This window comes from Rhizobium sp. C4, from assembly GCF_021026315.1.
Lineage (GTDB): Bacteria > Pseudomonadota > Alphaproteobacteria > Rhizobiales > Rhizobiaceae > Ensifer_A.
Map to the genome: position 1 here is coordinate 129,103 of NZ_JAJNCX010000006.1, position 13,007 is coordinate 142,109.

A 13,007-nucleotide genomic window follows, 5' to 3' on the forward strand; every position below is an offset into this window, starting at 1 on the left:
GTAGGACAAGGGGCAATTCAGGAAATTCGAACATGCTTGGGGACCGTCGCATTTCAGACAGTTTTTGTCGCCCACAGCATCGGAACCAAGTTCACAGCTATGAAATTGCTGCAAGAGAAGTCCAAAGGGCTTTTCGCCGGCCTTGACGAAACGAAAGAAGCCCACGTAGCGCCTCGATTCGAGCCCTGCATTCCATGTTGCAAGGCAAAAAGTCGAACCGTACCGAAGGGTATCGTCGGGAAGGCAAAAAACTGGAAGTTTTCGCTTTCCTTTTGGATCGAAAGCGGTATGGAATGGGGTATGTGCCAAAGCCCAAAAATAAGGCACGCAAGAAAAAGATGCATGGAACAACAGGCATCTAGGGGAAAAATATGGAGTATTTTATCCAGCAGCTCATCAACGGGCTGACTCTTGGCTCCATCTATGGCCTGATCGCAATCGGCTATACGATGGTTTATGGCATCATCGGCATGATCAATTTCGCCCATGGCGACATCTTCATGCTGGGCGGCTTTGCCGGCCTCATCGTCTATCTCCTTCTCATGACAGTTTTTGGCGGTGCTCCGATCGCGGTGGCGCTGCTTTGCATGCTGGTTGTGTCCATGCTCGTCACCAGCCTGTGGAACTGGTCCATCGAGCGGACGGCCTATCGTCCGTTGCGCGGCTCCTTCCGCCTCGCACCGCTGATCACCGCCATCGGCGTGTCGATCGCGCTGTCCAACTTCATCCAGGTTGCCCAGGGTCCGCGCAACAAGCCGATCCCGCAGATGGTCAATTCGGTCTACACGATCGAAGGCATTTCCATCTCGCTGAAGCAGATCATCATTGTGGTCATCACGGTCGCGCTGCTCGCTTCCTTCTGGTACATCGTTGAAAAGACGCCGCTTGGCCGCGCCCAGCGCGCCACCGAGCAGGACCGCAAGATGGCCGCCCTGCTGGGCATCGACGTCGACCGCACGATCTCCATCACCTTCGTCATGGGCGCGGCGCTTGCCGCCGTCGCCGGCACGATGTTCCTGATGTATTACGGCGTGATCGTCTTCACCGACGGCTTCGTTCCGGGCGTCAAGGCCTTCACCGCAGCCGTTCTCGGCGGCATCGGCTCGCTGCCGGGCGCTGTCATCGGCGGTCTGCTGATTGGCCTCATCGAATCGCTCTGGTCGGCCTATTTCACGATCGCCTACAAGGACGTCGCGACATTCGCGATCCTCGCTTTCGTGCTGATCTTCAAGCCGTCCGGTCTGCTCGGCCGTCCTGAAGTCGAAAAGGTTTGATCCGATGGCATCTGTGACCAATCCCTCGACCGTTTCGACTGGCTCGCCGACGGGCAAGGCTCTGCGCGAAGCAACCTTCACCGCCGTCATGACCTTCCTCATGTTCGCACTGTTCATCGGCCTGAAGACCGACCAGAACATGCGCAACGAGCTGATCCTCGTGCCGCGCTGGGGCATGCTCGCCATCCTCGTCGTGCTCGCCTTCGTCGGTCGCTTCGCCATGGTGGCCTGGCTCCAGCCCTGGCGCGCCGCCAGCAAGGCTGCGAAAGCCGAAGCCCCGACGGTGGATGAGGAAGCCGGCTTCGTGAAGCGCAACTTCTCGAAGCTCGCCATCCTGGCGCTCGTCCTCTACCCGCCGATCATCCTGGCGCTTTTCGGCGCGCAGGGCTCGCTGAAATATATCGACAACTTCGGCATCCAGATCCTCATCTACGTGATGCTCGCCTGGGGTCTGAACATCGTCGTCGGCCTCGCCGGCCTGCTCGACCTCGGCTATGTCGCCTTCTATGCGGTGGGCGCCTATTCCTACGCGCTGCTGTCGATCAACTTCGGCTTCTCGTTCTGGATCCTGCTGCCGCTCGCCGGCATTCTCTCCGCCTTCTGGGGCATCATCCTCGGCTTCCCCGTTCTGCGTCTCAAGGGCGACTACCTCGCCATCGTGACGCTGGCCTTCGGGGAAATCATCCGCCTTGTTCTCATCAACTGGCAGGATGTCACCAAGGGCACGTTTGGTATCTCGGGTATTCCGAAGATCACCCTCTTCGGCATTCCCTTCGATGCCTCGCCGAACGGGTTTGCGAAGATTTTCCATCTCGCCCCCTCCTCGGCCTATTACAAGGTCTTCCTCTTCTATCTCATCCTTCTGCTCTGCCTGCTGACGGCCTTCGTGACCATTCGTCTGCGTCGCCTGCCGATCGGCCGTGCCTGGGAAGCGCTGCGTGAAGACGAGATCGCCTGCCGCTCGCTTGGCATCAACACGGTGACGACGAAGCTGACGGCCTTTGCCATCGGCGCGATGTTCGGCGGTTTCGCCGGCTCCTTCTTCGCCGCACGCCAGGGCTTCGTCTCGCCGGAATCCTTCGTCTTCCTCGAATCGGCAGTCATTCTGTCGATCGTGGTTCTCGGTGGCATGGGCTCGCTGACCGGTATCGCCATCGCCGCGATCGCCATGGTCGGCGGCACCGAGCTGCTGCGCGAGATGGACTTCCTGAAGGCCGTGTTCGGCCCCGACTTCACGCCGGAACTCTACCGCATGCTGATCTTCGGCCTCGCCATGATCACCATGATGCTGGTCAGACCGCGCGGTTTCGTCGGCAGCCGTGAACCCACAGCCTTCCTCTTCGAGCGCAAGAACGTCTCCGGCTCCTTCACCAAGGAAGGACACGGCTGATGAGCGCAGTGGCATCTACCATGAACAATGACGCAATCCTCAAGGTCGAGCATCTGTCGATGCGCTTTGGTGGCCTCATGGCCATCAACGACCTGTCCTTCGAAGTCCGCCGCGGCGAAATCACGGCCCTCATCGGCCCGAACGGCGCCGGCAAGACGACCGTGTTCAACTGCATCACCGGCTTCTACAAGCCGACGATGGGCATGATTTGCATGCAGCAGAAGGGCGGCAAGTCCTTCTATCTCGAGCGCATGGCCGATTTCGAGGTGACGCGTGACGCCAAGGTGGCACGTACCTTCCAGAACATCCGGCTCTTCTCGGGTCTGACCCTTCTGGAAAACCTGCTCGTTGCCCAGCACAACGCGCTGATGAAGGCATCCGGCTACACCGTGCTCGGCCTCCTCGGCTTCAAGTCCTACAAGGACGCCAGCAAGGAAGCGACCGAGAAGGCCCGCTACTGGCTGGAAAAGGCAAGCCTGATCGACCGTGCGGACGATCCGGCGGGCGACCTCCCCTATGGCGCGCAGCGCCGTCTGGAAATCGCCCGCGCCATGTGCACCGGTCCGGAACTTCTCTGCCTCGACGAACCCGCCGCCGGCCTCAACCCGCGCGAATCGCAGGAACTCAACAAGCTGCTGCGCTCGATCCGCGCCGACAATGGAACGTCGCTTCTGCTCATCGAGCACGACATGTCCGTGGTTATGGAAATCTCCGATCACGTCGTCGTTCTCGAATACGGCCAGAAGATTTCCGATGGCGACCCCGCCCATGTGAAGAACGACCCGCGCGTCATCGCCGCCTATCTCGGCGTGGACGATGAGGAAGTCGAGACGGTCCTGACAGAAGTTGAAGAGGGCGCGCACTGATGGCCGCTGACACGTTGCTTAAGGTTGAAGGCGTTGAGACCTTCTACGGAAACATCCGCGCTCTGGCCGGCGTCGATGTCGAGGTGAAGAAGGGCGAGATCGTCAGCCTCATCGGCGCCAACGGCGCCGGCAAGTCCACCCTGATGATGACCATCTGCGGCAGCCCGCAGGCCCGCCACGGTTCGGTGATCTTCGACGGTCAGGACATCACCCGCATGCCGACCCACGAGATCGCGCGTCTGAGGATCGCCCAGTCGCCGGAAGGTCGCCGCATCTTCCCGCGCATGACGGTTTATGAAAACCTGCAGATGGGTGCGAGCCTGGATAACCAGAAGTTCTTCCAGGAAGACGTGGAGAAGATGTTCACCCTCTTCCCGCGCCTCAAGGAACGCCAGTTCCAGCGCGGCGGCACGCTTTCGGGCGGCGAACAGCAGATGCTGGCGATCGCCCGCGCGCTGATGGCGCGTCCGAAGCTGCTGATGCTGGATGAGCCCTCGCTCGGTCTCGCGCCGCTGGTCTCCAAGCAGATCTTCGCCGCGATCAAGCTGCTCAACGTCGAGCAGGGCCTGACCGTCTTCCTCGTCGAGCAGAACGCCTTTGCGGCGCTCAAGCTGTCGCACCGCGCCTATGTCCTCGTGAACGGCTCGATCACGATGAGCGGCTCAGGCGCCGAACTCCTCGCCAATCCGGAGGTCCGCGCGGCCTATCTGGAAGGCGGGGCGCATTGATGTCGGGAAAGGGAGAGTAATCATGCAAGGGTTGTTTTTCGAAACCGACGATACCGTTCACATGGTCATTCGCGTCATCGTCATGCTGCTCTGCTTCTGGACGGCATGGATGACCGGCAAGGGGGCCTCGCAAAGCTGGAAGAATTATCCGGCGGTCGTGATCTACACGGCTCTGGTCACCGTTGCTGTGCGTTTCATTCATCATGCACTGTTCAACGGCCCGATGTTCTACGGCAACGCGCCCTTGTTTTATGTCATGGACTTCGTTGTGCTTTTGGTGTTCTCTACCGCTGGCTACCGCTACACGCGGACCAATCAGATGGTGAACGCCTACTACTGGCTTTATGAAAAGGCCTCGCCTTTCTCGTGGAAGGACAAGGCCTGACCAGAGGGACGGAGGCAGGGCGTGACGCCTCGCCTCTTAAATTGCCGGTGCGATCTTTGGTGGGTATTGCATCGGCTAATCAACAAACTGACCCGCTTGAATTTGGGAGTTACAGAATGAAAAAGTCACTTCTGTCCGCCGTTGCGCTGATCGCAATGGTTGCCTACAGCGGCGCTGCACGGGCTGACCTGCTCATCGGCGTTGCTGGCCCCCTGACAGGCCCGAACGCTGCATTCGGCGCACAGCTTCAGAAGGGTGCCGAACAGGCTGTCGCAGACATCAACGCTGCCGGTGGCATCAACGGCGAGAAGGTCGTCATCGAACTCGGCGACGACGTTTCCGACCCGAAGCAGGGCATCTCGGTTGCCAACAAGTTCGTTGCTGACGGCGTCAAGTTCGTCGTCGGTCACTTCAACTCCGGCGTTTCGATCCCGGCGTCTGAAGTTTATGCCGAAAACGGCATCATGCAGATCACGCCTGCTTCGACCAACCCGAAGTTCACCGAGCGCGGCCTGTGGAACACGTTCCGTACCTGCGGCCGTGACGACCAGCAGGGCGCAGTTGCCGGCGCTTACATCGCCAAGCATGCCAAGGACGCCAAGGTTGCTGTCGTTCACGACAAGACGCCTTACGGCCAGGGCCTCGCTGATGAAACCAAGAAGGCCCTGAATGGCGCCGGCATCACGGAAGTGATGTACGAAGGCATCCAGCCGGGTGAAAAGGACTACTCCGCACTCATCGCCAAGATGAAGGGCGCAGGCGTCACCATGGTTTACTTCGGCGGTCTGCACACCGAAGCCGGCCTCATCCTGCGTCAGATGGCTGACCAGGGCGTCAAGGCAACGATGATGTCGGGCGACGGTATCACCTCGAACGAACTGGCCTCGATCGCCGGCGACGCCGTCAACGGCACGCTGATGACCTTCCCGCCGGATCCGCGTAACAACCCGAACGCAAAGGACGCCGTCGAGAAGTTCCGCAAGGCTGGCTTCGAGCCGGAAGCCTACACGCTCTACTCGTATGCTGCTGTCCAGATCTTCGCCCAGGCCGCCAAGGCTGCCGGCAAGAACGACGGCACGGCTGTTGCTGAAGCCGCCAAGGCCAAGGGTCCGTTCAAGACCGTGATCGGCGACATCGGCTTCGACGCCAAGGGCGACATCACCCGTCCGGACTACACGATGTACACCTGGGGCAAGGGCGCCGACGGCAAGTACACCTACAAGGAAACCGGTCTCTGATCGATTTCTGCTAGCCTGAGATACGGCTGAGTGAGTTGAGGCCCGATGCCCCCGCGCATCGGGCCTTTTCTTTTGTCAAAATCCATCCCAAAGTTGTAGTTACGGCCCAGCCGCCGGAGGATAGAAGAGCGGGTGGGACGGTGGCGCACCGGCGCGAAAACGGAAACGTTTTGGCGCGGGCATGATGCGCCGGGACGACATTGGGAGGACGACATGACACTTCACGCTGCCCACAGCATCTACGAGCACGACCTCGACAAGAACGACGCCAATTATAGCGCCATGACACCGCTCGGCTTCATCCAGCGCACCGCCGCGATCTATCCGAACCGCACCGCCGTCGTTTACGGCGACATCCGCCGCTCATGGTCCGAGACCTGGACCCGCGTGCGCAAGGTGGCCAGCGCGCTGAAGCGCCGCGGCATCGGCCTTGGCGATACCGTCTCGGTGATCGCCGGCAATATCCCCGAGATGTTCGAAGCCCATTTCGCCGTACCCATGACCGGCGGAGTGCTGAACACGATCAATACCCGCCTCGATGCATCGGCCATCGCCTTCATCCTCAACCATGCCGAAGCCAAGATGGTGATGGTGGACCCGGAATTCGCAGGCATCGCCGAACAGGCAATCCACATCGCCGGCCGCGACATCCCGGTCATCAATATCGAGGACGCGACCTGGCCCGAGCGCCACATGATCGGCAGCGACACCTATGATAAGCTCGTCTCCGAAGGCGACGAGAACGACAGCTGGGTCTGGCCATCAGATGAATGGAACGCCATCAGCCTGAATTACACATCCGGCACGACAGGCGATCCGAAGGGCGTCGTCTATCACCACCGCGGCGCCTATATCAACGCGCTCGGCAACATCCTCGACTGGGGCATGGGCAAGCATCCGGTCTATCTCTGGACCCTGCCGATGTTCCATTGCAACGGCTGGTGCTTCCCCTGGACGATCGCTGCCGCTGCCGGAACATCGGTGTGCCTGCGCGCCGTCCGCGTCGAGCCGATCTACGATCTCATCAAGCAGGAAAAGGTCACGCATTTCTGCGGCGCGCCGATCGTCCTCAACCTTCTGGCCCACGCGCCCGACGCGCTGAAACAGGGCATCGACCACAAGGTCTCGATCATGACCGCCGGTGCGGCCCCGCCCGCCGCCGTCATCGAGGCAATGGAAAATCTCGGCTTCGACGTCACCCACGCCTATGGCCTCACCGAAACCTACGGCCCCGCCGTGGTCTGCGCCTGGCATGACGAATGGAACGATCTCGACATCTCCGAAAAGGCGCGGCTGAAGGCCCGCCAGGGCGTGCGCTACACCGTGCTCGACGGCCTCATGGTCGCCGACCCCGAAACGCTGGAACCCGTGCCGTCAGACGGCGAGACGATGGGCGAGATCTTCTTCCGCGGAAACAATGTCATGCGCGGCTATCTCAAGAACCCCTCCTCCTCCGACAAGGCCTTCGATGGCGGCTGGTTCCATTCCGGCGACCTGGCCGTGATTCACCCGGACGGCTATATCCAGATCAAGGACCGCTCCAAGGACATCATCATCTCCGGCGGCGAGAACATCTCCTCGATCGAGGTCGAAGGCGTGCTCTACCGCCACCCGGCCGTGATGGAAGCCGCCGTGGTCGCCAAGCCGGACGACAAATGGGGAGAAACCCCTTGCGCCTTCGTCGGCCTCAAGGACGGCGCCACCGTCACCGCAGCCGACCTCATCGCCTTCTGCCGCGCCAACATGGCCCACTTCAAGGCCCCCAAAACCATCGTCTTCGGCTCCTTGCCCAAGACCTCGACGGGGAAGATCCAGAAGTTTATTTTGCGGGAACAGGCGAAGGGGTTGTGAGGGGCGTCAAAAGACGCATCAAGAGCGGGCAACGCCTGAGAGGCGGCGCAGTCGCGCCGCTTCCTTCACTGTGGCAGCAATCCGGGCAAGAAATGCAGGGCTCACACTGCCGATTGGCTTTGTGGATTCAAAGTCGAACGCCTTGTCCAGTTCGACCCGGTTATATTCGTCCAGTATGATCCAGCATGGATAGGCCAAACCGGCCCTTCGGCATTCGATCTCCGCAAAGGGCAAGGAGAGACGCTCGGGCGCCGGTTGCTGCGAGGTGATCGGGAACAGGAAAACGGCACCCGGCTTCTCCGGCGTCCTGACGACAATACAGGCGGGTCTCGCTTTCCTGCCTGCCTCCTCGCCCGCATCCGCTTGCCGCTTCCAGAGATAGAAGAAGCGAACGATCTGGCCCCGCTCAAGCATCGGGAGCCGTGTCGTCAAGGATAGCGTCGAGCCCCGCCATCAACTCGTCGTGCACCGCATCCGGTGCATCCTCGAGCCGATAGGCCTTGGTATGTGTCTGCCCTGCAAGCCGCTCATAGGCCGCCGCACTCAGGATCACGAGTTTCTCCTTGCCGCGCTTCGTCAGCGCAACGGGCTCGATCAGCGCGGCTTCCAGGATTTCACCGGATGCCCGGTTCATGTCAGAAAAAGTAAATTTCTTCATAGACCACCCCAGAAATACGTATTTCGCATAGAATACGTATTCTATGCGAAATAGGCAATCGGATTGCGAGCAAGAATGGACGCGGCGAGGCAATCCCCTCACCCTGAGGTGCCTGCGCGCCAGCGCAGGCCTCGAAGGGTCCCCCACCACAAGTACGATCCTTCGAGGCCGCCCTGCGGGCGGCGCCTCAGGATGAGGCTGGAGCAAGAGCCGGGGTTTGCCCCTCACCCCTCATGCAAAACCGCCGCCGCCTTCACCGCGGCGGACGCCCGGTTCTCGACGCCGAGCTTCACATAGATCTGCTCCAGATGCTTGTTCACCGTGCGCGAGGAGAGCCCCAGAATCTCGCCGATATCGCGGTTGGCCTTGCCCTTGGAGATCCACAGCAGCACCTCCGCCTCGCGTGCGGTCAGTCCGAATTGGCGCTTGAGGATTTCGTCGTCCGCATCCTTGGTGGCAGAGGTGATGCGAAAGAGGATTTCGTTGGCGCCGACTTCGCCGAGATAGTTGAGATGCAGGCTCGCGCGGTCGCCGAGACCGATCGCCAGCGGTGCCTCGGTGGAAAAGCCGGCCGAGCCGCGCGCGCCGAGCCAACGGGCAATTTCGCGGGCAATCGCCGCCTGCCCCGCCTCGTCGCCGGCCGCCATGTTGAGAAGCCGGGTGGCCTGCGGCGTTGACCATTTCAGCTCGCCGTCAGCCGTCGCCGCCATCAGGTGCCGGCCTGCCGCATCAAGCGCCACGCGGGCGTGCTGGGCGGAGCGGGCATTGGCGAGATGCACCCGGATGCGTGCGCGCAGCTCATCGATATTGATCGGCTTGGTGAGGTAATCGACGCCGCCGGATTCCAGCGCGTGCACCACATGCTCCGTCTCGGTCAGCCCCGTCATGAAGATGACCGGCACGGGCGTGATCGCCGCATTCGCCTTCAGCCGCCGGCAGGTCTCGAACCCGTCCATGGCCGGCATGACGGCATCCATGAGAATGATGTCCGGCGTGATCTTCTCGGCAATGTTGAGGCTCGCCTGCCCCGATGTGGCAATCAGCACGGAAAAGCCCGTCTGCTCCAGCGCATCGGTCAGGAAGCCCAGAGCCTCGGGACTGTCATCGACGATCAGGACGATATCGCGCGGCTCAGCCATCGACGGCCTCCGTCTTCATGCCTTCAAGGAAGCGCGCATAGCCTGTCATGTCGAATGCCTTCACATATTGCCCCAGCGCCTCGGCAAAGGGCCGATAGGCCGGATCTTGCGCCATCTCGGCGAGCTTGGTCTCGATGCCGCGAATGTAGCCGATTTCGCCGAGCTGCACGAGTTCGCGCAATTGCGAGGCCGAGGGCGCCCGCATGGGCGGCCTGTCCGCCACCGCCTCCACTGCCGTCAGCTCCTCGACCTCGTCATCGTAGAGCCAGGTGAGCTTCAGATGCATCTGCATCTTGGCGTAAAGCTGCTTGACGTCGAAAGGCTTGGCGATCGTGTCGTCATGCCCCGTCTCACCCGCCGCACTCGCCCCATCGCCAATATTGGCCGAAAGCATCAGGATCGGCGCGCGCGTACCGCCTTCGCGCAGCCGCCTCACCAGTTCCCAGCCGTTCATGCCGGGCATGGAGATGTCGACGAAGAAGAGATCGGGCGTGCAGGCCGACACCAGCGCCAGGCACTCCCCGCCGCCTTCCGCCGTCAGCACGGTGAAGCCCAGCGGCTGCAGGATTTCCAGCATCAGGTCGCGGTGATCGGCATTGTCATCGACCAAGACAATTGTCCGCCGCGGCCCCGAATAGCCCTTGATCGACCGCTCCGCGCTTTCGGCAACACCCGCGCGGTTGACCGGCGGCAGGCCGAGGCGGATGGAGAAGGTCGTCCCCTCCTCCGGCTTGCTGGCAACGGAAATTTCACCGCCGAGCATATGGGTCAGCAAACGCGTAATCGTCAGCCCGAGCCCGAGACCCGGCAAGGGCCGGATACTGTCGGCATCGCCGCGCTGGAACGGCTCGAAGATATGCGGCAGGTTTGCTTCGGAAATCCCCCGCCCCGTATCTGAAATCGTGAAGGTCGCGACCTGGCTGCGATAATCCGCCCGCACCATGACGCGACCGCTGTCGGTGAACTTGATCGCGTTGGAAATGACGTTGACGAGGATCTGCCTGAGCCGCTTCTCGTCGGTGCGCACATTGCGCGGCAATGCCGGCACGCGCTCGAACAGGAATTCCAGCCCCTTGGCCTGCGCCTGCGGACGGAACATGTCGACGATCTGGTCGAGGAAGTCATGCATGTTGACCTCCCCCTGATAGACCTGCAATCGCCCCGCCTCGATCTTGGAAATATCGAGCAGCCCGTCGATCAGGCCGGACAGATGTTCGGCAGACCGCTTGATCACCTTGATCGCCGACTGGCGCGGCTGCGGGATCGTCGCGTCACGCTCCAGGATCTGCGCATAGCCGAGCACGGCATTGAGCGGCGTGCGCAATTCGTGGCTGAGGCCCACGACATAGCGGCTCTTCGCCCGGTTGGCGGCTTCCGCCGCCTCCTTGGCGTCCTGCAGTGCCGCATCTGTCTTCCGGTGGGCGGAGATTTCGCGAAGCAGCAGCGAATTCTGCCGCGTGGACTCCTCCTCAGCGACCACCCGGCTGTCATGCGCCAGCACGAAGAACCAGGCGGCAATGCCGGCGAGGATCGAGAAGACGAAGAAGACGGCAAGAGCGATATTGTCGACGACATGCGCCGTATCGGGGGCGCCCCGGCTGGCGCGGGCGGCGATGATCCAGAGTATGCCGCCAATCGCGGCAATCGCAGCCGTCGCCGTCATCAGATAGCGCCCGAGCCGCGTCGAGAGTTTCGCCACGACCGGATCCGGCAACACGACCGATGCTGCCTGCGCGACCTGATATTTCAGCCGCGCCTTCGGCTTGCACAGATCATGACAGCGGCTGTCGAGCGAACAGCAGAGCGAGCAGATCGGCGCGGAATAGGCCGGGCACCAGGCCATGTCTTCCGGCTCGAACGGATGTTCGCAGATCGAGCAGGTGATGGTGGAAAGGTTCTTCCATTGGGCGCGTGGCTTGCGGGCGAGATAATATTTGCCCTTCGTCGCCCAGGCGATGGCAGGGGCCGCGATGAACGCGACGACAGGCGCGATATAGATCGCCAGCGACGCCGCCAGATCACCGAAAGCGCCGAAATGCGCGGCCAGCGCAATCGCCGCCGTGATCAGCATGGAGCCGGTGCCGACCGGGTTGATATCGTAGAGATGCGCCCGCTTGAACTCGATGCCGGGCGGTGCCAGCCCCAGCGGCTTGTTGATGAAGAGATCGGCCGAAATCGTGCAGAGCCACGCCGCCGCAATGATCGAGAAGACGCCAAGCGTCTCTTCGAGCAGCCGATAGATACCCAGCTCCATCAGAAGCAGCGCAATCGCCACATTGAAGAACAGCCAGACGACACGGCCCGGATGGCTATGCGTCAGCCGTGAGAAGAAGTTCGACCAGGCGAGCGACCCGGCATAGGCGTTCATGACGTTGATCTTCAGCTGCGTGACAACGACAAAGGCCGCCGTCAGCCCGAGCGCCAGCGTATGGTTCGGCACCATGTAGCCGAAGGCGGTCACATACATATGCGCCGGGTCGGCCGCCGAACTTGCCGGTACGCCGGACGAGAGCGCCAGCACGGCCAGGAACGAACCGGCAAGCAGCTTCGGCGCGCCAACCACCACCCAGCCGGCGCCAGCGAGAAACCGCATGAAACGCTGCCAGATCGTCGCCGGCTTGTGGCCCGCCGGCAGGAAGCGCAGGAAGTCGACCTGCTCGCCGATCTGCGACATCAGCCCCAGAATGACTGCGGAGGCCGCACCGAATTCGGCAAGATGGAAGGGCGCGAGATGGCCGGCAGCCGCCGGCTCATGCCCCACCCCGGAAAAGCCAAGCCAGAGGATCACCTTCTGCCAGTCGGCAAAGGCGATGAAGATGAAGGGCAGGATGTTGAGAACGATCCAGACCGGCTGCGTCAGTAGCTGGAAGCGCGAAATCAGCCGCACGCCATGCGTCACCAGCGGAATGACCACGAGCGCCGAAACCACATAGCCGAGCCAGGGCGGAATGCCGAAGGCAAGCTCCAGCGCCCCGGTCATGATCGACGCCTCGATGGCGAAAAGCATGAAGGTGAAGCTCGCATAGATCAGCGAGGTCAGCGTCGAGCCGATATAGCCGAAGCCTGCACCGCGCGTCAGCAGATCGATATCCACCCCGTGGCGGATGGCATAGCGGCTGATCGGAATGCCGATGAGAAGCAGCAGCAGGCAGGCGGCAACGGTGGCAAAGATCGCATTCGTCGTGCCATAGGAGAGCGTGATGGCGCCGCCGACCGCCTCCAGCGCCAGGAATGAAATCGCCCCGATGGCCGTCTGCGAAATCCGTGCCGGCGAATATTGCCGCGCGCTTTTCGCGGTGAAGCGCAGCGCATAATCTTCCAGCGTCTGGTTGGCCACCCAGCGGTTATAGTCCCGCCGAACGGGTATGATGCGCTGTCTGGCCGTCATGTCGGTCGCTTCACTTCCATGATCTATCAAGAGCACGGCGCGCCGATGCATTCAAGAACAGGCAGCCGGTTGGGGTTACGTTAAACGACG

General features: G+C 61.7%; 11 protein-coding genes. 7 read left to right on the forward strand and 4 right to left on the reverse strand.

The window, feature by feature from the left end; genetic code table 11:
- The first annotated feature begins 371 nt into the window (after positions 1-371).
- From LQK84_RS12650 to LQK84_RS12680, 7 genes are all read left to right on the forward strand, one after another.
- Entirely contained in the window at positions 372-1,274 is a 903-nt protein-coding gene (locus tag LQK84_RS12650) for a branched-chain amino acid ABC transporter permease (protein WP_230829086.1), read from the forward strand.
- 4 nt (positions 1,275-1,278) lie between these two features.
- On the forward strand, positions 1,279-2,664 hold the full coding sequence (livM, locus tag LQK84_RS12655) for a high-affinity branched-chain amino acid ABC transporter permease LivM (RefSeq protein ID WP_230829087.1): 1,386 nt from the start codon (positions 1,279-1,281) through the stop codon (positions 2,662-2,664).
- A complete protein-coding gene (locus LQK84_RS12660) occupies positions 2,664-3,530 on the forward strand; it encodes an ABC transporter ATP-binding protein (protein ID WP_230829088.1) in 867 nt (288 codons plus the stop codon). Before livM ends, LQK84_RS12660 begins: the two co-directional genes overlap by 1 nt.
- The gene (locus LQK84_RS12665) at positions 3,530-4,258 is read left to right on the forward strand and encodes an ABC transporter ATP-binding protein (RefSeq protein WP_230829089.1); all 729 of its coding nucleotides are present in this window, start codon (positions 3,530-3,532) and stop codon (positions 4,256-4,258) included. Before LQK84_RS12660 ends, LQK84_RS12665 begins: the two co-directional genes overlap by 1 nt.
- Positions 4,259-4,280: 22 nt before the next feature.
- On the forward strand, positions 4,281-4,643 hold the full coding sequence (locus LQK84_RS12670) for a DUF6867 family protein (protein WP_230829090.1): 363 nt from the start codon (positions 4,281-4,283) through the stop codon (positions 4,641-4,643).
- Positions 4,644-4,759: 116 nt separating this feature from the next.
- Entirely contained in the window at positions 4,760-5,881 is a 1,122-nt protein-coding gene (locus LQK84_RS12675) for a branched-chain amino acid ABC transporter substrate-binding protein (protein ID WP_230829091.1), read from the forward strand.
- Positions 5,882-6,094: 213 nt separating this feature from the next.
- Complete coding sequence (locus LQK84_RS12680) at positions 6,095-7,732, forward strand: acyl-CoA synthetase (RefSeq protein WP_230829092.1); 1,638 nt, start codon at positions 6,095-6,097, stop codon at positions 7,730-7,732.
- A gap of 18 nt (positions 7,733-7,750) precedes the next feature.
- On the opposite strand, the gene LQK84_RS12685 is transcribed toward LQK84_RS12680, so the two are convergent.
- From LQK84_RS12685 to LQK84_RS12700, 4 genes are all read right to left on the reverse strand, one after another.
- Positions 7,751-8,164 (reverse strand): hypothetical protein, encoded by a 414-nt coding sequence (locus LQK84_RS12685; protein ID WP_230829093.1) that lies wholly within the window; start codon positions 8,162-8,164, stop codon positions 7,751-7,753.
- Positions 8,139-8,390, reverse strand: coding sequence for a type II toxin-antitoxin system prevent-host-death family antitoxin (locus LQK84_RS12690; RefSeq protein WP_230829094.1), 252 nt, complete (start codon positions 8,388-8,390; stop codon positions 8,139-8,141). The genes LQK84_RS12685 and LQK84_RS12690 overlap by 26 nt, the downstream gene beginning before the upstream one ends.
- 224 nt (positions 8,391-8,614) lie before the next feature.
- Positions 8,615-9,529, reverse strand: a complete 915-nt coding sequence (locus tag LQK84_RS12695; protein ID WP_230829095.1) for a response regulator transcription factor — start codon at positions 9,527-9,529, stop codon at positions 8,615-8,617.
- Positions 9,522-12,917 carry a hybrid sensor histidine kinase/response regulator gene (locus LQK84_RS12700; RefSeq protein WP_230829096.1) on the reverse strand — a complete coding sequence of 1,132 codons (3,396 nt, stop codon included), beginning with the start codon at positions 12,915-12,917 and terminating at the stop codon, positions 9,522-9,524. Before LQK84_RS12700 ends, LQK84_RS12695 begins: the two co-directional genes overlap by 8 nt.
- Positions 12,918-13,007 lie beyond the last annotated feature (90 nt).